The organism is Pseudomonas proteolytica, from assembly GCF_007858275.1.
Classification (GTDB): Bacteria; Pseudomonadota; Gammaproteobacteria; order Pseudomonadales; family Pseudomonadaceae; genus Aquipseudomonas; species Aquipseudomonas proteolytica.
The window spans coordinates 1-18859 of sequence record NZ_VFEV01000047.1 but is presented as its reverse complement, the minus strand read 5'-3'; the positions used below and the strand labels follow the sequence as shown (position 1 = coordinate 18859).

Genomic DNA, 18859 nt, shown 5'->3' with positions numbered 1-18859 from the left:
TGCACCTACCGTGAAGGCTCTCTACATAGGAGCTGAGCGATGTCCACTTCTCTTCGATTCGCCCTACGCTGGTTGAGCTATCCGCTCGTGTTTGGTGGCAGCGCCGCCTTCATGGTCTGGGCCTTGTACGCCGGGGTGCCGTACTGGCCCAGCACACCCTTGGTAGCCGCAGTCGGTCTATTGGCCGTCGCGGGGCTGGAGCGTATCCAGCCTTTCCGGGAGGGCTGGCTGGAGGATCACCAGGACACCCTGACCGACCTGGTGCATATGCTGGTGAATCTTTCCGTCATCCAGTTCACCGCCGAAATCCTGGCCAGGCTGGGCGATGCAGTGCCGGCTACAGTTCGTCTCTTCCCAGTCGAGAGTCCACTTTGGGTTCAGCTGCTGCTGGTCGCCGTCGTGCTCGATCTGAGCCTGTATGCCATGCACCGCATCAGCCACCACGTACCCTGGCTGTGGCGTTTTCACATGATTCACCACAGCGCCGAGCGCTTGTACTGGATGAATGGGGAGCGCCGGCATCCCCTACATGCGATGCTCATGGCTGGCCCGGGATTGGTGCTGCTGTTTGCATCCGGCGCGCCTTCGGCAGTGGTTGCCACCTGGTTCGGCATTCTGACCGTTCACTTGGGCTTTCAGCACTCGAACCTGGATTACCGGCTGGGTTGGCTGCGCCATGTCATCGGGGTGGCTGAAATTCATCGTTGGCACCACAAGCGCGACTTCGAAGATGCCCAGGTGAACTGCGGCGAATTTCTGATGGTGTGGGATCGGCTATTCGGGACGTTCTACGACAGTACAGGAAAGCAGGGCGACGCCAATGTCGGCTTGCGTGAGAGGGACTATCCCAAGGGTTACCTTGGTCAGTTGACCGAACCCTTTGGGCGAGACCGAGCCCGCACATAGCGTAGTGGGCCTCAAAGCTGTAGGCCCCATGTGTTTGCCTGGAATGATCTGGCTCGTGGGCGGAAGAGACTAGATGTTCCCGCATGCCAAGCAGACATGCGCTCTAACGAGGCAATCGATTCACTACCTATAAGCCCCGTCATTTGCAATTAATGCTGGTTGGTAGCCATGGAATGCAGGTCAGCGCGGATAAATGCAGGTTCATTCGCAGCTAATACTGGTTTGCCGGGCCGGTCAGTCGCAGTTAATTCCGGTCGAAAATCGTATTGATTGCAGGTCGGGACGTTTTCGTTTGCAAGCCGTTACAGCTAGTAATCCGTGCGGATGACTCAGAAGGCGTCCATCAGCTTAGCCGCCTCACAGGGAGCATTCACGTGATCCCGAAGGCACACAAGTCCGGTGAGTGTGCTGGAGGTTTGGCCCAACGACGGGAGGGCCAAGCATGTTGAAGTTTTTGAAACATGCGTGGGATTTCGTGGTGGTTTGTGTACGTGTACATCACGTTTACGAATTGCTACGGGATCGCTTCGACGACCTGCAATAAGGTCGGCAGGACGGACCGCTTCAGCTTCGCTGAGGCGGTTTTTTTTGTCTCAAAAAGATTGGTGCCGAAGGCGCATGGCGCTAATGAATCAGAACTTCACCAGTAACCGAAGGGTTTCAAGATTCTAGATCAGCCACTTTCGACTGCAGTCACGTAAGCGCACCACCGACAGCAAAAAAAACGGCCACTGAAGACCAGTGACCGCTGTGACTGTCAGGCAGTCAAGCTGGGAACCCAGCAACGAGAGGGGGGGTACTTCCGCCCCACCCCAGGCGGTGACTACAGCAAAGGAGCTAACAGGGCAGTCGTATGGTTCTAAAAGGCGGCATCCTGTGGTCGTTACCGAGAAACTGCGCTGCGCAGCGTGGTCAGTTTTGTCATTAGCCGGGCTTTAGCGGCGTCGATTACCGCCGCATTGGTTTTGCTCGACAGCTTTTCCCGAAGTTTGCCGCCGAGGAAATAGCTGATGCGTTCTGCGTTGGCTCCCGACGGATGCGGCAATCCGTCCAGCAGTTGCTCGGCTTTCAACAGTCCTTTGGCTTGCAGGTGCTGAAAAACCTCCGTGACTTTCGGCCCGAGCGGGACATAGAGGCACTGTGGGCCCAATGTCCGGATCTCTTCCGCCAGGTGCGTTTCCACCTGATGACGCAGACTGGCACGAGTAAGCATGGCAGGGCTGCCGCTGTAATTCTGACCATCGAGAAAGACCGGGTAGCGCAGGGCCGAGGTGTAGTGCACCAGATGACGGTGCGTATCAAATAGCCGTGCACAGCTATCGATGCCCAGCAGCGTCTGCAGCCCGATGTGATCCAGCAGGCTGGTCAGGTTGTTGCGCATGGGTCCGGCAAAACTGGCCGTTTCCTTGGCGGTTTGTTTGGCGTGCTCGATGGAGGCGCCATTGCACAGCTGTTTGCGCGCTTCATCCAGGGCCCGGCTGGCCTGCTGCAAGCCCGGCGTAATGCCGCACAGCACAACGCGGGCACTGGTATTGACGTGATCAAATGGCGCATAAAAGGTCTGCAGATTGCCTTCTGAAGCGAGCAACAGCTCAGCCGGCAGCGTGGCAAAATTGTGCGTGGAGGCGGAAAGTAGGGCGCTGAACTGTTCGAGGCTCATGGTGATGTCCTTTGGTGATAGGCAATTGTTGGGTTAGCGAGCGTTAATCCGCACGGGTAGCAATGAAGCCCCTGCGACCTTTCAACCAGCGCAACGCTTCTTCGGAGTCGACCACCGTCTGGCTTTGTTCCTTGCGCGTCTGCAGTCGATCCGCCGCTGCGGGCTGGGCCGCATTGCGCACCGCTCGCTCGGACATCTGTCCCAAGACCGCGATTTCTTTTAGCGTCAGGTAGCCGCAGTTGTCCTCACCCGACAAGAACATGGGCACCGCCTCGTCATCTTCAAATTTCGGGTGGGTATCCAGGTCAAGGCGGGCTCTGACCAGCGCCTGGAAAAGCAGGTGTTCGAGTCCTTTCGGTAAAACCATCTCGTGTCCACCGATTCGAGGTGAGAACACCTCAATATCGGGCCGGGCGGAGAGCACTAGCGTTGCCAGTCGAGCCCAGTTGTCATTCATCCTGGTTTCTTCCTCCCCATCCTTGGCGAGGCTGAGTCGGCCATTGATTGCGTAGTCGTAGCAATCCTTGGCCGCTGTCCGCACAGCGCTTTCACCGTTGTAGAGCTGATCCAGACTTTTCAGCTTGGCCGGGTCAATTTCGCCGTTAAATTTCATCAGCGACGCCCCTAGCGAACCCCAATAGGCATCGTGTGCCTCCTGAATAATTTCGTCCAGGCCGAGCTTTGTCTGAGCGGGGAGGAAGTTTTTCTCGAATTGGTTACGCCAGAAGCTGCTCATCGTCTTTGCTCTCAATCAGTGGGTATGGGCATAGACTAGCGATGAAATATGTCATTTACAATGATTATTTTATGATGATCAATTTGATTATTTGTGGGGCGGATTTTCGCCGTGCCGTGTGGGCCTTTGACTGCTCCTTCCAAGTCCATCTATACGTGATAATGTCCTTTATCACATATAGCTAAGGGAATTCCTGATGCAGCTCGACAAAGACCTGGTGCGCGAAATTTTGCTGGTTGTCGAAGCCAGTGAAGAAGATCCACGTGCAAGCATTTCGTTAGTAGTCGAAGGTAAAACACCGATGGTGATTTCTTACCACGTCATGCTGCTGCATGAGGCAGGGCTGCTGGTAGGACAGAGTCATAATCACCTAGGGCCGGGTGGATTCATTTGGGAGCCCAAGCATTTGACCTATAGAGGCCATGAGTTCCTCGACACCGTCCGCGACGGTGAGGTATGGCGCCGTACCAAAGCCGGGGCTGAAAAGGCAGGTGTTGCAGGTCTCGGCGTCTTGCTGGAGCTCGGGAAGGCTTACGGCAAAGAAGTGCTCAAGGAGAAACTGGGGATCGAGCTGTGAGCGGAATCATCCGGAGGGCCTCTATCACTACGCATGTTCCGGCGCTGATCAGCCACGCCGGCGAGCGCGCGGAGATGCGCTTTCTGGAGTTTTTCACCGCCAATATCCGCAACCCGAACACGCGGCGCGCCTATGCACGCGCTGTAGATGAGTTTTTGAGCTGGTGCCAGGCGGTGGGTGTGCCTGATCTGGTTGCGGTGTCTCCGCTGCACGTGGCGACCTGGATCGAGCTGCAGTGCCAGACCCTGGCCGCACCGTCGGTGAAACAACGCCTGGCCGCGCTCCGGCACTTGTTCGACTGGCTGGTGGTGGGCCAGGTGGTGCCGCATAACCCGGCGGCGTCGGTGCGCGGGCCGAGTCATACCAGCCGCACGGGGAAAACCCCGGTGCTCGATCCTTCCGAGGCGCGACAGCTGCTGGATAGCATTGATGTCAGTACACCTGCCGGCCTGCGGGATCGCGCCTTGATCAGCTTGATGGTGTTTTCCTTCGCGCGGATCGGCGCGGCCCTGGCGATGAAGGTCGAAGACGTCTACACGCAGAATCGGCGGTTATGGGTACGCCTGCGCGAGAAAGGCGGTAAACAGCATGTCATGCCCTGCCACCATCTGTTGGAGGAGTACCTGCATGCCTATCTGGTACAGACCGGGATCGTGGGCGATCCGAAAGGCCCGCTGTTTCGCACCATTGGGCGCGGTACCGGGCAGTTGAGCCCTACTGCCCTGCCGCAGGCCAACGCTCATGCCATGGTGCGCCGACGCGCCCTGGCGGGGGGGATCAAGACATTGATCGGCAATCACACGTTTAGAGCAACAGGCATTACGGCGTACCTGAAAAACGGCGGCACCTTGGAAAACGCGGCGGCGATGGCCAACCATGCTTCGACGCGTACCACGCAGTTGTATGATCGGCGTCGGGACGAGATCAGCCTGGGTGAGGTAGAGCGAATTTATCTTTAATTAGCTAAAACCGTACCCCGAGGCAGGATGGCTCAAGTTTTTATCGAGCCTGCCGATGCAGGGATGCATATCGCTGAGTTCTGAACTGGTAAGGAGATAAATATGTCAGGTCGCTTTGAAGATAGCCCGGAATATGACGATTGGATCGAGTCGGGTGGTCGGGACGAAGACCATTCGCACTACTACAACAAGTGGGAGAGGCGAACGCGAACCAATCGTTAATCTCGATTGAGCGTTTGGGCTTGCGCTATAGGAGCACGCCCAAACGGGCCAGGGGAGGTTTTGACCGTGACGCGGTTGGATCGCCTGGCGAAGTCTGAAGGCCAGTCAGTCTAAAGGCATCCTGTCCTGATGAGCGGGCCTAGCCAATGATTTCCTTCAGTCAGTTTTCTTAGCTGTATAGAAACTGCCGTCTTCGCCCCAGAACTCCAGATCCCCGTGAGCGTTGACGAGATAATACTCACCGAAATCGCTGCCTTCTGCATCGACTAAAACGGATCGACCGGAGAAGTTCTTGGGGACAAATTCTTTGGTGCCCGACGAGCCATCAGTAAACGTGGAACGGATAAAAATTTTTCCACCCTTTCGGTAGCCTACCATTTTGTAATCGGCCCCCCAGGTACTCAGCCAGCTACCAAATACCTCTCCATCGGCTGCTGCGCTGGTGGTCTTGAGTTTGTTGTAGTCAGCCACGGTGGCCCCCAGAAACTGAACATTTAAGGCTGGGACAAAATCTGTCTTGGCCCAGTACGCGCCATCCTCCTCGCCTTTGATCCGCCAGCCGATAAAGGTTCGTTGAAAACTCGTTGGGTTCGAATCTTTGATTTGATTAGCCAATGCTTCAAGTGTGGGTTGATCCACACGTTCGGCCAGAACGATCTCCACCACGCGCTTGATATCGCGCTTCGACTCATCCTTGGTAACTGAATAGTTAATGTCCTGGAGGGAAGATGCGGCGGAGGCAGAAAAGCTGGCGACTGCAGCCAGAATTCCGAAAAAATGCGCAAAACGGTTCATCCATAAACTCCATCGTGATTGCAAAATGACATCGCTATTTCTGCCATGATTTTTCTGAATCATCCCACTTTTGGTAACGACTCATTTGTTAAATCGCGTTCATAAAAAAGTTGGCCGATTAGCGGGCTTTCAGCCATGGTCTACCCCTCATTTGTAGTAGAAATTTTCGCGCAAAGATCCGCTATGAGCGTAAGCGCAGCTAGCGAACCGTCGTCTATAGTGGCCTGTCCGTTGCTGACTGCAAACCTAGCAAAACCCGAATAGCCGCCATATGAATTTTTAGCGTTTACTTGACCGCAAACCGCACCTGTCACATCTGCAATTCTAACGTCCTTGAATTGCGCTGATGCTGGGTCTTTTAGAGCAGAACGAATTGATGACATCCCACTCGTCCTGGCGTGCTCTAACGATTCTAAGCGTTTGGTCTTGGCTGATGATTTCTTGTAGGTGTCGTATCCCCATAGTCCTAGGCATCCAAAAATCATAAGCATCAAAACTATCAGCGCGTTTTTCATCCGTTTGTCCTTAGGGAGCAGGGTAAGGTGGCAAAGTAATATCAATGAAGTTTTTAGGATGTTGATGGCCGAGTGCCAAATCTGCGAATACGAGTCATTTATTAAAATTTGCTCACAAAAAAGCCCGCTTTTGCGGGCTTTTTGTAGGGAATTTTTTAGTCTTTTAGCCATTTGTACAGGCCATATGCAACGGCGCCTACTGCAATCGGTGCTGCCGCAGTTACAGCTAATCCGGCCACCATGCCCCCCCCGACAACACTTCCAACCGCTGCCAGTCCTGAGGTTACGCCTGTCACGCCAAGGCCAGAGACGCCGAGTGCTGATACTGCACCCAAAGCACCACCTGCACCTGTAACAGCTCCTGCGCCAGTTATAGCAACGGCTTTCACGTCATTATCAACCATAAAAAACTCCAAGTTTTGGGGGTGGTTTCCGGTGAATACACCTTGTTTTGGCATATTGCCACTACTGAGCCATGAATAGCACAAAAACCGGAAATTTCTATGCTAACTGGGCGCATAACGCCGCTTATGTAAAAGAGCCCACCTTTCAGGCAAGGTCGGGGGCCTTCTTTGCCTCGACGTTTTCCACTTTCGCTAAAGTGGGCACCACTTTAGGCCTAAGTGATTTTACGCACTGACCGACCCTAACTCGAAAAGGAACCGCCCCGATGACTGACCACACCCCGGATCCGCTGGACGACCTGCCGCCGTTGGATGCCGATATGGATGCCCTGGTGCAGCAGCTGAGCGCCGAAGATTCAGCCGCCCTGCTGGATCAGCTGTTGCGCTATGACACGGACCTCGATGCCTCCCAGCAAGTCATGCTCAAGGACGCCGAACAGGCGGCCGCCTTGGACGTGCTGGAAGGGGTCGACGTGGACGCGCTGCAGCGCGACTTGCACGCGGAGCTGGCCGACTTTGACTCGGCAGCGGCCGAGCGCGAGCTACAGACGCTCGCGGCGTTGGACCCGTATCAGGACCTTCCGCAGCTTTCCCGGGATGAGCAGCAGACCTTGATGGTCCAACTGCTGAACGGCGAGATCAATCAGGCCGAATTTAATCGTCGGGTGGGCCTCGACCCGGACGCTCCAGGCGAATGGCGCAAGGTGGACTGATGAGCCTGAGCAAATTGGTATTGCCGGCGGAGGTGCGCACGGTGGTCGACCGCCTGTTAGCCGCCATCGAAGTGGCCGACAGCGCCCAGGGCGTGAACATGGCTGCCCAGCGCGGCGAAGGGTTTGTGCTCGGGCTGGAGACGGTCAAGGCCTTCACGTCGGAGGTGGTTGAGACTCTGTACATCGGGCTGGAAGCGGCCGCCGAGCAGCGTCGCGAGGTGCTGCGGCATGCGTGAAGCGATCCATGAAGACGCGCTGCGCGCCTCTGGTTGGTGCGCGGAGCGCGGGTCAGTCGCTGGGAAGGCCAGCGCTGGTCGTTGGCCGTGCGCACCTGGGCCAGTCTCGACACCTTGACACGTTGGGTTGATACCTTGGGCCTGTCCGGGTTTGCCGTTGAGCTGTGACGGGTAACGACACAAAACGACAGGCACAAAAAAACCGCCGTGGAAGGGCGGTTAGTTTGTGCGAACCAATTGGAGGCTGGTTCACCGGTTCGCTGAAAGCATTCGACGAATCGATCATAAGTTACGGTCTATTTGTTGCGCAATAGCCTCCGCAACACGTTGGAGTAGGGCACGGGCTGCTGCATGGCCCCGACCCCCCTTTGGACACGCGTCTGGAAAACGTGGCCGGCATCTGAAAGGGTCGATCAACACCTGGCTCGCTGAAAGCATTCGACCAACTTTCAGTAGAACCGTCGTGCGGCCCGGTTAGGGCGGCGGGGTCAGGCTTCTTTTGAGGAAGCCGCATATGCGCCCCTTCAAATCTGTGCGCCGTTTGTGGCTGGGCTTTAGTGCGCTGCTGCGAATGGTTAAGGCTTATCGCGCTTTTGCTTGGCTGCGCGACCACCTAGACGATCTGTAAGTGATACGGGCCCCGCTTCGGTGGGGTTTTTTTTGCGCGCAGTTAAACTGCATCCTCAGTGGATGCGTGCATAGAGCACTGTCTTGGGCGGCCCTCGGCAAAGGCGCTCAGCGTTTCTAGCGAACCCTATTTCTGCTCCAGGAGCCGCTGGCTCCCCTAAAGACGACATCAGGGGGCCCGACGCACCTGTAAACTCCGTGCCCTGGGCATTGCGGCGGGCGATGAGTTCGATTCGAACTTCTACGTCCTACTCTTCGTCGCGCTCGCTAGGTAGGCGGTCTTTTCATCAGCTGTTAGCGCCTTGGTGCCCAGTACCGCGCTGGTCATTTCCGTGGCTACTGTGTGGCCACAACTCGGGCAATCAATGTCTTCCTTTTCCTTACCACCAGGGAAAGTGCCGCTCAGATAGTTTTTATGAAACAGCTCATTACAGGCAGGGCAGGTATAGACAGTCATGCGCAACGCTCCTTGGTGATGATGGCCTATTGTAGACACAGCAGAAGACTTAGCAGATCCCCTATCTATTCAATTCATACCGTAACTGTGTAGGCCTTAAGCCCATCGTTCCTTCAGTAGGTTTCTTGGGGCCTCTAGGTTTTTACATCAGCAGGGTACGCACAATTCTGTAAGTGAAATACGTTGTGTAATGTACATAACTTATGTAAGTTATTTGGCTTATCTATTTCGAGGAGCGAAGCAGCATGATTTTGCTATTGGGCGGGGAAAAAGGGGGCAGTGGAAAGTCCTGTCTGGCTCAAAACTTAGCCGTTTGGATTAAGGCCCGGGGTGGTGATGTCCTGCTGCTTGATGCAGACCCTCAAGGCACGACGGCTGATTGGGCTGCTGAGCGGAATGACCAGGGAGACCTGCCGCCGATACCGGTTGTGCAAGCCCATGGGAACATTCGTCAAACCCTTCTGGATCTGCGAGATAGATACAGACAAATCGTAGTGGATGCCGGCGGAGCTGACTCGGAAGCGTTGCGTTCGGCAATGACTGTAGCTACTCATATGCTGATTCCATTCCGACCGAAGCGGAGAGACCTTAAGACGCTTCCTAAAGTTGAAAACCTGGCGCGGCTCGCCATTGCAGTTAATCCTGATCTGACGATACGAGCCGTCATCACTCAGTGCCCAGCGTTGCCAAGCCAAGTCCAGAGAATTTTGGATGCAAAAGACGCTTGTCGTTCCTTCGATATCATCCCACTAAACGCGATCACCACTGCACGGAACGTTTACGATGACGCTGATGAAGATGGCTGTTCTGTATTGGAAAGCGGATCTGACCCCCGAGCCAAAGAAGAAATTGAATCTCTAGCGACTGAGCTATGGGGGACCACTAAATGGGCCTAAACAATCTATCTCGGCCATCCCGAGTGGCTGAAAAAAATCCTGATATGAGCATTGAGGCCGCTGCGCAGGCATTCATAGCTGATGCACCTGTGGGCGCCAATTCAGAACCAAAGCGTCGACGCAAAAAGACTTCTTCAACGTTTGTCCGAACGACCTTCTCCCTCTCTAAAGAGTTGAACCGCCAAATCGATAAGATTTCGCTTACCCCGAGGAATTTTCGAGCCACTCGCTCAGATGTGATCCGAGCTGGAATCGCTGCATTGCAGAACCTCGACAGGGCTGAGCTGCTGGAGCTGCTTGAGCGTGCTAGCAAGGCAGAACCTATCGACGATGTTACGCAAGACGAATAACGTATTTAACGTAAATCAGTTGCGTAATATACGTAAGTTATTTCTATTACGTAAGTTAAATATGGCATTTTTCGTTTGTGAAGAGCTTCACAGACTCCCGTATTCAAAGGCCTGCAGCGGTAGTAAGGATTGCTCCACGATTCAAAAAAGGTCGAGAAAACTCGACCTTTTTTATTGCTTGCCAAAATCTCGGGTGCTACTGTTCCGGAAAATATCAGGCTTGAAAATGAGCAATTGATGAATCTTGACGTTCAACGGTTAAACCAATAATCTTGGCTTTCGTTTAACCGTATAACCTGGATGACCATGACCTCGAGCGCGCCATCTTCCATCATGGCCACGAAAGTGGACGAGTCGATAAAGCGACGTTTCGACGCGGCTATGAGAGCTCGTGGCACAACCACGTCTGCGGTGTTGCGTGAAGCGATCTATAGGTATCTAAACGAGCTGGACGCAGGTGAAGAACACCCGCAATGCAGGCTGGATTTAGACAGCCCGGTAGGTCGAGGGAAATGAACATGAGGACGCTGGTGACGTAAACCAGATTACAGAAACCAGAAAGCCCGGCTGGTAACCGGGCTTTCTGGACAAACGAGAACAGGTTGCTCTTTCGACGGGGCTGAAACCTGTTCACTGACAAGGTGAGCTGATTATGGCTAGCACCGCGGCTTCTTGCAAGTTGCAAAATGCTATCCGTAGAACGCTTGCCGCCGAACGGCGGGGCAAATGGATTCAGGCTCAGTAGCATCCTCAGGAAAACGTCAAAGGCCATATGTGCCCCGTGTTAACGACGGTGGCAACTATTGCGGGCATTCGCCAGAATTCCCCAGGCTGGAGCTGGTCAAGCCCGTGACCGCTTCCGATAAGAATTTGCCCGGTATCCTAGTAGAGCTGATCGAGCGCGCTCGGCGCTACTACAGCACACCTAACGCGCTGCCTTCACTGCGCAACGCCAATCGCAGTGCCAAGGGCCGACAGCAGCGCAGCGAGCGCCGCGAGGCGTGTTTGGTGTTACTTGCTGCAATCATCGCGAATACCGACCTAGTTTCATTACGCTGCGGCATCCCGACACGGCAGGGCTTTATGTCCCTTACGCTGGATTATCTTGTTGAATTCACTGGCCTAAACTTCCGTCGCGCAGAGCGCGCTATGGCAGATTTGCAACGTGCAAACCTGCTGACGGTTAGTCAGCCGCGACAGATGAAAGAGGACGGATCCTGGCGCGGCCTAGCAGCGGTAAAGGCGGTTAACCGCCTGCTTTTCACTGCTTTCGGCCTAGGTCGCCGGTTGCAGCATGAGCGGGAGCGCGCAATAAAGCGTCTTGCCAAGAAGATCAAGAAAGTAGGTGGAACCATGACCTCCTGGGCGCGTAACGCACTGGTCATAGGCGGAATTCTAAACCCCAAAGCTAGCAGCCCCAAGGACAACAGTGAGGGAACGCCTAAAGCTGCTCCTGATGATCCACCAGCGGCCAGCCTGACCTCGAGGGCAGGGCTCAGGGATACGCGACCGGAGCAGCCCCCGGCCTACGATGAGGCCTACCAGCGGGCCAGGATGGAGCTGCTGGTCTCCCTAAAGATGGCCAACCCCGAGAAGACAGCAGCAGAAGTAAACGCAGAAGCTGACCGAATCATTCAAGCCAAGGCCAGCAGACTCCTAGCCTGACGGCTCTGGAGGTACCCACACGCCTCGATTACGGCAAGCACGGCCATTCCTCAGCGATTTGTCTTAATCCCTCCCTCCAAGTTCTCCGCAATGCCCGTTCAGGGCACCCGATCACCCCGAAAGCGGACTTATGCACAGGCGAGCCTACACACCTAACTAGAAATAATATCTTAAGTGTCGGTAGGAGATTTTTTAAGTGTCGCTCATTAACCAGAAGGTAAAAAAGAATCAGAAGGGTGGTGTTGCTGCGCAACCCCAATATGACGCCCGAGCATGTCGCACCTACGGTGCGGCTCGGTGTACGGGGCTACTCGCCCCGAGCCCCAGGCAAGGGCTTACAGCCCCTGCACCCGTTGAACGGGTGACAAGCAGACCTTATCACAGCCCGTCTAAGCGTCCCAGGGCGATAAAGCTGCCCTGAGAGAGCCTTCGGCTCCCCTACGGGCGCAAGACCCGGATAAATCGCCCTTCGGGCTCAACCGGGCGCGTGTGCGCGCTGGCTGCCCTCCCTCCTGCGGCGTCAAACAGTTCGCTAGGTGCCTTCGGTGAAGGCATGCGTTTTGAGATCCAGGCCTGGCAGTAGATCCCAGCGTCTGGGCTATCGAGTAGGATTGCAATCAATCCTGGCCTCGCCGTTGGAAGGCATATAATCGTTTGGGCCACTCCAGGTTGAATGTTGACGAGTATGCAGCTCTGTCATCAAGTTTTTTGGATACAAAGACAATTCACCTTAGGTAAGTATCTGTGATCTCAGGTCGGAAATGGCCCACTTCTTGTGAAACGACTTGCTTTGCACGATCGTTGTCACCCAGCAAAACTTGCAGCTCTCTATGCCTTTCTTGTGCGTAGGTATGACGCAGTCCGTGGCCACCATTGCTGAACTCTAGCGCTACTTTGCTAGCCTGGGTGAATGATTGAGACCAAGCCTGACCTCCGCCGATGTCATAGTACGATTTGTAATGAATCCTACGATCAATCCGGGTAACAGCTTCATCCCGCCTATATGCCTCAAGCCGTTTAGCAAGTTCCGGCGGAAGAGATATTTCTCGAACGAGTCCTCCCTTGCCAACCACGGTATAGCGAATACCAGAGCGAAACTTAGCGGGATCTGCTGGGCGCTGGCTCATAGGCTGCTCGACGGCGGGTCGTAGCGTCAGTAGTTCGTGAGCTCTTAAGCCTGATGCAGCGACTAGCTCGGTACTCAATGCATTACGCGACGTTTGGTGCTCTGCAATAAGCCGCCACTGCTCGTCGGTATAGTTGCGACTCTTGAGTACTTGCTGCTTGTCAGCTTGTATGACAGAAATTCGGCCTTTGGAATTGAATCGTCCTGTAGCTCTAAGTACAGCCTGCAGTGCTTGGCGATCACGATCTAGAGTTTTTTGTCCGACAAGTTTTGCACGTTCGCTAAGGTATTGCTTTGCGGCTTTGGGAGAAAGTTCATAGAGTGAGCCGCGTCCAGTATTTTTTAACCATTGAGCAGCAAGTTTCAAGCTAGCTTCATAGCTATGGGATGTTCCCAATCCTGATATCTGATTGGCGTTGTACATGGCTTTGCTCAACGCTTTTGCTTGAGACGTTGGTTTTGCAAAAGTTCGCTGTACTTTATTTTTTGCTGATTTCATTTTTTTTTCGTTCATTGATTAGCCTAATTGCTCTATGAATTGAGCTAAGCGATGTAATGATTCCTAAATCTGTTAGGTGTTCATGTATCTCACGGGCGGTGTAATTGTATTTATCACGATAGTGTTCGATCAGACCTAATGATCGACTTAAATGACGCTTGTAATTCCTGTTTTGTCGTCGTGCTGTGGCCTTTGACCTGTAATAGTTGTATTCATCATCAGAATCAATACGATTAAAGCCAGAAACGGCTCTCATGCTCCTATTTATACAACGAGCGATCGCGCTTATGCAGACGGATAGCTTGTGGACTTCACTTAGCCACAGCTTGATCATTTCTAGGGTATAACGCTGGCGATAACGGTAGAAAATCGCATCGCGAAAAGGAGATAGCTTGTCGTTCATAGCTGGGGCTTATGTTGTAAGTTACAGCAACCACTAAAGCATGTTGGAGGTTGAGCTGCACCTCAAAAAGGGCGCTCGAAACTTCCTGCCAGGTGATTCCGACATTCAATGAATGCCTAGCCCCGTGTTTCAGTCGGACTTATCAGTTGACAAACGATAATTTATCGTTGCAACGATGCGCTCGAAAGCACTCTCACTGTTTGCTTCTCACTGCCAAACTCAACTGAGTTTCGAAGTCAGTAGACCTCGCCTGGGTTACGCGCCCTGGTTACAACTCAATTTTATGTCAAGAGTTAGACAGTGGTTTGTTTCTAATTGAAAGGCGAAGCAGTCTTTCAATCAGGCCTTTGCAATAACCGCAACAGATGGCCGGCCTGTGTTGGTTTCGACCAAACAACTATTTAGTCGTTTACGCGGTGATGGGCAGCATTAGCTGCTCATTGCCGGCGCCTCCCATGGTCTAGGTTTACAGAAATAGCTGTAGTCCAAGACCTCTTACCTACATGAAATAGCACGTCAGTAAGTGGGGTGAGTTCATGGTGAACTCGGGTGCATGGCCATCTTGAAAGGTCTGGATTGGAGCTGTCAACGCAGAACTTTGAGTGTCACATCGATTTCGCTTTTGACCGCGTGACGCGGCTCTGTCTGAGGTGTTGAGCGTAGCGAATCACCCTGACAGAGCCGCGTGCTTCGCACGCAGCAGCGCGTAGAGCGCTGCACGTTCAGCCTAAGCTGAACGAACTGAATGTGATGACGCTACAGAGCATGGATTATTTCGATTCATTGAGTGCTAACAGCGGGTACCGAATTCGGATGCCTTGTTTTGACTTGAGCTTTGGCTAGATTCCTTCAGAGTGAAACTCCGTGAGGATTAACAGGTGAGGAATTTATCGTGAAGGTGCTGAATACTGAGATGAGTCGATCCAGACTGGTGACGTTAGTCATTCTAGTGGTCGGATTCACTACTCTAGAAAACTATGCGTACACAAAGGCCGGCCCTCTGTGGGCAGCACTTGTCTTCATCCTTGGAACCGCATCAATTTTGTTTACCGTACCGGGAAAAATCTTCTCAAGTATCGAGGCTTGATGTATGGGCGAATTTGGTAATTTTGGATGGCTATTCCAAAGCGGCCTAGACGCCATGATTTCATCGTTAATATCGATGGGAACAAAACACGCTGAGCTTGCGGAGGTAGTTCGCCAGCTCGCCACAGCAGTGCCTTATATTTCTTTAACTTGGATTATCTGGAATCTGGTGCAGGGTAGGCCCACCAGCATACCGTTTGGTGTTTTTATCACCTCGCTGTTTGTATTTATTGCTTTGCAGACTGAATCAGTGACCTTTCCTGGCCGTGCCAGCATGGAAATGACAAAGGGGCAATCATTTGCGCTTGAAGTAATCCTTCCTACATATGCAAAGCTCGTACAAGTTTATCGGACTGAAGATAACGAACAATCTGCACTGATGATTGCCGATCTCACCGAACGGGAAATCAGCCCTTTCATGGGAAGTGATTTAGCTAATCTCATGAAAGATTACAAAACATATTGCGAACCAAATCCTAATGATAATGCACAGGTCCCGGAAACTACTTGGCAAGCCGTAGGGCTACGGGGTGGTGGTGCGCTTGGAGTACCGGACTCGCAAGTTTCTATACTTAGTAGCGCCAGTGCCGATACGGTATCCGGCCTGACTTTTTCCTGGTTTCCACAAATTCGACAAGCTCTAGCTGTAATGGACATTTACAATGCAGGCGCTCGAAGGTCGGCAGGCAAGGCTGCGTTGGAGCAGCTGAGCAGTGATAAATGGAAAACTGGAAAAAGATACTTGCTACCTAATGAATCTGGATGGAAGTCTAGATTGTCAGGTGGCGTTGATGAACCCGCAGGCTATCTGAATCCTTGGGAAATCGCTAATGGGTCGCTCTCTGATTCAGCACTGTTAGCTGAGCCATCAGGTGTAAATAATCGATATTTCGTTCCGGAGAATTGCTACGAAGCTTATCAGGCCGCGCAAGCAGGTGCTGAAGAGGGATATCGGGCAGTGGGAGACCGTATTCGACCTTCTAATTTAGCTCCTGACTCAGAGCCATCTGTTGTTGCAGGGGTGAGAGCCTGGTCGGATGTTGTCAATAAAAGCCTAGGATCTCTTTATTCGGGTCCTGATGATTCGTCTTTTGCTTCAAAGGTTCGCGAAAATGCATCTGAGGCGATTGGGGCACTCAATGAAGCAAATGGTGCACTTTCAACTTTGGATCTAGCGGCAAAGCTTCCATGGTTTGTCTATTTAACAGCAATGGGACAAGCCGCTCTCATTCATATATTTCCGCTGGTTGCTCTGCTGGCATGTATCTTTGGCATTGAAATATTGCTCTATTGGATACGATTACTGGTGTTTACATACCTGTCTCTTTTTTTCGCTGAAGGTATTCTGTATTTACTTGCTAGCCAGCTAGCCACAATTAGTTTTGTACAAGCCGCTACGGCTATTAGCAGCACTGGTACTCCATTGGATATTAATGGCATGCGTGGAGTTTTAGCTGGTGGAGCCGGTTTCGTTATTCTGGCTGCGACATGGGCTGCTGGAGCGCTTTTGAGAGTTCAGACGCTACCGAAGACGGACAGTGCTGCCAGTTTCACTCAATTAGGAAGTATCGCTGCATCTGTCGCAGGCTCAGTAGTTGGCGGGCTCTCTAAGATATCAGCCATCAAGAGCGCTGGTCTAAAGCAAGAGCTACTCCGCGCAAAGATTCAACAAGCCCAGAAAACCGTGGGCTCGCCTGGGTCGTCACCTGGTGGCTCCCCTAACAAAGCTGATACACCGGCGCCTTCTCGCCAAAGCCGGGAGTCTGCCGGTCAACGTCTTTCTCGGCCAGGCTCTGCCGATCGATCAGAAGGTCAGCAGAAAAAACGGACAACTCGCGGCGAGCGTGCCGAAAAGCGTCGGTCGCCACTCAACCCACCGGACAATCAGTAGTGCGAAGCTCACTCAGCGTCCTTCTGCAGGTGGTTCTGGCACGCGAGCCCCCATGCTTCGATGCAAACTCGCCCTGCTTGAGTGCATCTAGATGAGCCTTACCTTCGATTACTGCCTAACGGCCACTTACTGCGAAAACTGGGACAACCCACTCGACCTCAGGTACCTGTTTGATGGCCTCGCTCCTTGGCCGGGATTGGTGTGGGTCATGCGTGGGGATCAGTATTTTCTGTCGCCCCAGCTGAGCGGAATAGGTGCCTATGAGTGGGATGAAACCACTCCCATCGAGATCCGGCTTTTTGAGACGCCGTCACTGGACGCTTTGACCTGGTATCTGGTGACTGCAGAGCTAAATCGACGAAACGGCTTTGATGACCGAATGGCGGAAATTCATGAGGTACAGCTTCAACACTTGATCAATGAGCTGCCAGTTGCGACGGTGCCTTACGTAGGGAGAGCTTGAAAAATGACCCATCACAAGGTTGTCGTTGCGTGGCTGATCTCCGCGATCGCTTTACTTCCGATGTCTGTTGCACTGCTCCCTCAGGCGTCCTCAAGCACTGTCCACAAAGCTTATCTGGCACTTCTGTTGCTCGCGACCTTGTTTGCAATATACGCAACACATCGTAGCCAGCTCAACACGCTTAGAGAGCGGTTCTGCTGGGTGTTGTGGGGGGTGGTGGTCGCCTTTCTTTGGACCTGGTACTGATCAAAAGGAGCATGCCTTGAAACAACGGTCGAAGGTTTTTTGTGTGGCCGCGTGTTGTGTTCTGGTGTTAACCCCGTGGGGAAAAATTCCAGAAATGATTTCTTCAGATGTGAGTGGGTACTACATCAGCGATGGCGGATTGAGTACCGGTTATAAAGTGCTTAAGGTCGACAGCTCCGGTTACGGAAAAATGTACTCGTACGATGCGATGCGCCACGGAATCCTTAACACCTACCCTTTCAAATATTCGTCCACTTTTCTGAGTGTCACCCTCGACTTTAGGGATGGAAGCCAGACAGTGCTTTCCGAAGGTTGGTTGGGGCTGGAAGGTCGTCTCCATTGCTCGAGAGGGAGCTGCGGGGGGTTAGGAACTGTCAGCCGCGTCGGCGAAAGCGAGACGGATCTTCCTGAAGAATTTCAACACGCGCTATCAAAACACAATTATTGATACGTCAATAATTGTGCATTGATAATCTGTAGCGCGCTGATATCATCAAGACCGCGGCGCTTCAGGGTAGTAGAAGGGTAAAATCCATAACTCTGCTGCTGGTGATGGGGGGGAAGACCTGCGGGCTGCCCTCCTGCTCCATTTCTGATGCGTGGTCTATGTCCTTAATTTTCGAAGCTGATCTACGACGATATCTAGCTGCTGGCCTGGTGCATGACATCTCGGTCCTTAACACCCGCGACGGGTGGTCGCTGCGTATTCAATTGGGTTCCGAATGTGTGTCATTGCGCCGGCAGCGCGGCGGCGAGCGGACCTTCAAGAGTCTCGACAAGCTGGTGGTCTTTCTTACCGAGCTGGGGCTTGAGCAATTAGTTGTCCAGCTGAGGAATCCAAACGTTCAGCCTGAAAGGCTTCTGTCACGCAATGAGACCGTAGAGGATGACCGCTAAGGTCAATTTCCCAGGAGATAGTCAGATGTTGAAAAAAGTTGGTTGCCTCATCGGGCTGTGTGTCGGTCTGAGTGGTTGTGGCAATCCATTTGAGGGTAGCTATCGAGCCATGCAAGGCATCATAGGACCACTGGTAGCGATCGATATTAAAGGCAGTAAAGCCGTAGTAGTGAAGGTCGATCCTTTTCGGAAAAAGATCTTGAGTGAACAAACCTGGGAGGCAAAAAGCAAAGGCGAAAAGCTGCTTTTGACTGACCTCAAAGGCAAGACATTTGCTTTCAATCGATCAGTTGATGAGAAAGGGCTGGATTGTCTGAATTGTGGCTTCGGCACAGGCATGCCTGATTCTTGGCAGCAATTCGATCCAAACAAGTAAAATTCAAATCCAAGGATAGGTCATGGCGTTGAGAACCTTTTTTTTAGCTTTTGCATTCTTCCCTGCTATCACTTTTGCTGGAAGCATGCCCTTCGAAGCGGCTGATCGATTGGAGCGAAAGGGCTGATCTTGCTCCAATGACCCATTGGCGGGG

The 18859-nt window shown here is 53.0% G+C and carries 21 protein-coding genes; 13 read left to right on the top strand and 8 right to left on the bottom strand.

All coding sequences use genetic code 11. The annotated features are described in order from the left end of the window. The first annotated feature begins 39 nt into the window (after nucleotides 1-39). Nucleotides 40-906 (top strand): sterol desaturase family protein, encoded by an 867-nt coding sequence (locus tag FIV38_RS25995; RefSeq protein ID WP_024015049.1) that lies wholly within the window; start codon nucleotides 40-42, stop codon nucleotides 904-906. Between the two features lie 883 nt (nucleotides 907-1789). Here the strand turns inward: FIV38_RS25995 and FIV38_RS25990 are convergent. Continuing rightward, nucleotides 1790-2566 (bottom strand): uracil-DNA glycosylase family protein, encoded by a 777-nt coding sequence (locus FIV38_RS25990; protein WP_092230851.1) that lies wholly within the window; start codon nucleotides 2564-2566, stop codon nucleotides 1790-1792. Between the two features lie 43 nt (nucleotides 2567-2609). After that, on the bottom strand, nucleotides 2610-3302 hold the full coding sequence (locus FIV38_RS25985; RefSeq protein WP_092230848.1) for a hypothetical protein: 693 nt from the start codon (nucleotides 3300-3302) through the stop codon (nucleotides 2610-2612). A 196-nt stretch (nucleotides 3303-3498) separates the two neighbouring features. Between FIV38_RS25985 and FIV38_RS25980 the strand changes: the two genes are divergently transcribed. Next, nucleotides 3499-3879, top strand: coding sequence for a DUF2513 domain-containing protein (locus tag FIV38_RS25980; protein WP_092230845.1), 381 nt, complete (start codon nucleotides 3499-3501; stop codon nucleotides 3877-3879). Next, the gene (locus tag FIV38_RS25975; protein ID WP_167362617.1) at nucleotides 3876-4838 is read left to right on the top strand and encodes a tyrosine-type recombinase/integrase; all 963 of its coding nucleotides are present in this window, start codon (nucleotides 3876-3878) and stop codon (nucleotides 4836-4838) included. Before FIV38_RS25980 ends, FIV38_RS25975 begins: the two co-directional genes overlap by 4 nt. Before the next feature lie 378 nt (nucleotides 4839-5216). Here FIV38_RS25975 and FIV38_RS25970 read toward each other — a convergent pair whose 3' ends face one another. The 3 genes from FIV38_RS25970 to FIV38_RS25960 all read right to left on the bottom strand — a co-directional run bounded on the left by FIV38_RS25970 (nucleotide 5217) and on the right by FIV38_RS25960 (nucleotide 6828). Beyond that, complete coding sequence (locus FIV38_RS25970) at nucleotides 5217-5855, bottom strand: hypothetical protein (RefSeq protein WP_092230842.1); 639 nt, start codon at nucleotides 5853-5855, stop codon at nucleotides 5217-5219. 140 nt (nucleotides 5856-5995) lie between these two features. Next, nucleotides 5996-6370, bottom strand: coding sequence for a hypothetical protein (locus tag FIV38_RS25965; protein WP_139273523.1), 375 nt, complete (start codon nucleotides 6368-6370; stop codon nucleotides 5996-5998). A gap of 155 nt (nucleotides 6371-6525) precedes the next feature. Then, complete coding sequence (locus tag FIV38_RS25960; protein WP_233461846.1) at nucleotides 6526-6828, bottom strand: hypothetical protein; 303 nt, start codon at nucleotides 6826-6828, stop codon at nucleotides 6526-6528. 212 nt (nucleotides 6829-7040) lie between these two features. On the opposite strand from FIV38_RS25960, the gene FIV38_RS25955 reads away from it, so the two are divergent. Together FIV38_RS25955 and FIV38_RS25950 are read left to right on the top strand one after the other, a co-directional pair. Then, complete coding sequence (locus tag FIV38_RS25955) at nucleotides 7041-7487, top strand: hypothetical protein (protein ID WP_092230836.1); 447 nt, start codon at nucleotides 7041-7043, stop codon at nucleotides 7485-7487. After that, nucleotides 7487-7723 (top strand): hypothetical protein, encoded by a 237-nt coding sequence (locus tag FIV38_RS25950; RefSeq protein ID WP_092230833.1) that lies wholly within the window; start codon nucleotides 7487-7489, stop codon nucleotides 7721-7723. The genes FIV38_RS25955 and FIV38_RS25950 overlap by 1 nt, the downstream gene beginning before the upstream one ends. Nucleotides 7724-8591: 868 nt before the next feature. Here the strand turns inward: FIV38_RS25950 and FIV38_RS25945 are convergent. Continuing rightward, nucleotides 8592-8807, bottom strand: a complete 216-nt coding sequence (locus tag FIV38_RS25945; RefSeq protein ID WP_092230830.1) for a hypothetical protein — start codon at nucleotides 8805-8807, stop codon at nucleotides 8592-8594. A 245-nt stretch (nucleotides 8808-9052) separates the two neighbouring features. On the opposite strand from FIV38_RS25945, the gene FIV38_RS25940 reads away from it, so the two are divergent. From FIV38_RS25940 to FIV38_RS25925, 3 genes are all read left to right on the top strand, one after another. Beyond that, the gene (locus FIV38_RS25940) at nucleotides 9053-9703 is read left to right on the top strand and encodes an AAA family ATPase (RefSeq protein ID WP_092230827.1); all 651 of its coding nucleotides are present in this window, start codon (nucleotides 9053-9055) and stop codon (nucleotides 9701-9703) included. Between the two features lie 23 nt (nucleotides 9704-9726). Further along, nucleotides 9727-10053: a hypothetical protein gene (locus FIV38_RS25935; RefSeq protein ID WP_170228393.1), complete on the top strand. Its 327-nt coding sequence runs from the start codon at nucleotides 9727-9729 to the stop codon at nucleotides 10051-10053. Between the two features lie 849 nt (nucleotides 10054-10902). Next, nucleotides 10903-11718 (top strand): hypothetical protein, encoded by an 816-nt coding sequence (locus FIV38_RS25925; RefSeq protein ID WP_139273521.1) that lies wholly within the window; start codon nucleotides 10903-10905, stop codon nucleotides 11716-11718. A 725-nt stretch (nucleotides 11719-12443) separates the two neighbouring features. Here the strand turns inward: FIV38_RS25925 and FIV38_RS25920 are convergent. Further along, nucleotides 12444-13358, bottom strand: coding sequence for a site-specific integrase (locus FIV38_RS25920; protein ID WP_139273520.1), 915 nt, complete (start codon nucleotides 13356-13358; stop codon nucleotides 12444-12446). Beyond that, entirely contained in the window at nucleotides 13324-13746 is a 423-nt protein-coding gene (locus FIV38_RS25915) for a hypothetical protein (RefSeq protein WP_139273519.1), read from the bottom strand. Before FIV38_RS25915 ends, FIV38_RS25920 begins: the two co-directional genes overlap by 35 nt. A gap of 1090 nt (nucleotides 13747-14836) precedes the next feature. Here FIV38_RS25915 and FIV38_RS25910 point away from each other — a divergent pair. The 5 genes from FIV38_RS25910 (at nucleotide 14837) to FIV38_RS25890 (ending at nucleotide 18705) form a co-directional block, all read left to right on the top strand. Further along, nucleotides 14837-16723, top strand: coding sequence for a hypothetical protein (locus FIV38_RS25910; RefSeq protein WP_139273518.1), 1887 nt, complete (start codon nucleotides 14837-14839; stop codon nucleotides 16721-16723). Between the two features lie 91 nt (nucleotides 16724-16814). Further along, entirely contained in the window at nucleotides 16815-17186 is a 372-nt protein-coding gene (locus FIV38_RS25905) for a hypothetical protein (protein ID WP_092230815.1), read from the top strand. Between the two features lie 262 nt (nucleotides 17187-17448). After that, on the top strand, nucleotides 17449-17880 hold the full coding sequence (locus FIV38_RS25900; RefSeq protein WP_130898263.1) for a hypothetical protein: 432 nt from the start codon (nucleotides 17449-17451) through the stop codon (nucleotides 17878-17880). A 158-nt stretch (nucleotides 17881-18038) separates the two neighbouring features. Next, entirely contained in the window at nucleotides 18039-18329 is a 291-nt protein-coding gene (locus FIV38_RS25895) for a hypothetical protein (RefSeq protein WP_076964602.1), read from the top strand. Nucleotides 18330-18354: 25 nt separating this feature from the next. Then, nucleotides 18355-18705, top strand: coding sequence for a hypothetical protein (locus FIV38_RS25890; protein WP_076964604.1), 351 nt, complete (start codon nucleotides 18355-18357; stop codon nucleotides 18703-18705). Nucleotides 18706-18859 lie beyond the last annotated feature (154 nt).

Bases quoted from the DNA above. Each gene is read 5' to 3' on its own strand.
- FIV38_RS25940 (WP_092230827.1), top strand. From the start codon at position 9,053: ATGATTTTGCTATTGGGCGGGGAAAAAGGGGGCAGTGGAAAGTCCTGT.
- FIV38_RS25965 (WP_139273523.1), bottom strand. From the start codon at position 6,370: ATGAAAAACGCGCTGATAGTTTTGATGCTTATGATTTTTGGATGCCTA.
- FIV38_RS25980 (WP_092230845.1), top strand. From the start codon at position 3,499: ATGCAGCTCGACAAAGACCTGGTGCGCGAAATTTTGCTGGTTGTCGAA.
- FIV38_RS25910 (WP_139273518.1), top strand. From the start codon at position 14,837: ATGGGCGAATTTGGTAATTTTGGATGGCTATTCCAAAGCGGCCTAGAC.
- FIV38_RS25895 (WP_076964602.1), top strand. From the start codon at position 18,039: ATGTCCTTAATTTTCGAAGCTGATCTACGACGATATCTAGCTGCTGGC.
- FIV38_RS25985 (WP_092230848.1), bottom strand. From the start codon at position 3,302: ATGAGCAGCTTCTGGCGTAACCAATTCGAGAAAAACTTCCTCCCCGCT.
- FIV38_RS25920 (WP_139273520.1), bottom strand. From the start codon at position 13,358: ATGAACGAAAAAAAAATGAAATCAGCAAAAAATAAAGTACAGCGAACT.
- FIV38_RS25960 (WP_233461846.1), bottom strand. From the start codon at position 6,828: ATGCCAAAACAAGGTGTATTCACCGGAAACCACCCCCAAAACTTGGAG.
- FIV38_RS25970 (WP_092230842.1), bottom strand. From the start codon at position 5,855: ATGAACCGTTTTGCGCATTTTTTCGGAATTCTGGCTGCAGTCGCCAGC.
- FIV38_RS25950 (WP_092230833.1), top strand. From the start codon at position 7,487: ATGAGCCTGAGCAAATTGGTATTGCCGGCGGAGGTGCGCACGGTGGTC.
- FIV38_RS25890 (WP_076964604.1), top strand. From the start codon at position 18,355: ATGTTGAAAAAAGTTGGTTGCCTCATCGGGCTGTGTGTCGGTCTGAGT.
- FIV38_RS25955 (WP_092230836.1), top strand. From the start codon at position 7,041: ATGACTGACCACACCCCGGATCCGCTGGACGACCTGCCGCCGTTGGAT.
- FIV38_RS25990 (WP_092230851.1), bottom strand. From the start codon at position 2,566: ATGAGCCTCGAACAGTTCAGCGCCCTACTTTCCGCCTCCACGCACAAT.
- FIV38_RS25915 (WP_139273519.1), bottom strand. From the start codon at position 13,746: ATGAACGACAAGCTATCTCCTTTTCGCGATGCGATTTTCTACCGTTAT.
- FIV38_RS25995 (WP_024015049.1), top strand. From the start codon at position 40: ATGTCCACTTCTCTTCGATTCGCCCTACGCTGGTTGAGCTATCCGCTC.
- FIV38_RS25945 (WP_092230830.1), bottom strand. From the start codon at position 8,807: ATGACTGTCTATACCTGCCCTGCCTGTAATGAGCTGTTTCATAAAAAC.
- FIV38_RS25905 (WP_092230815.1), top strand. From the start codon at position 16,815: ATGAGCCTTACCTTCGATTACTGCCTAACGGCCACTTACTGCGAAAAC.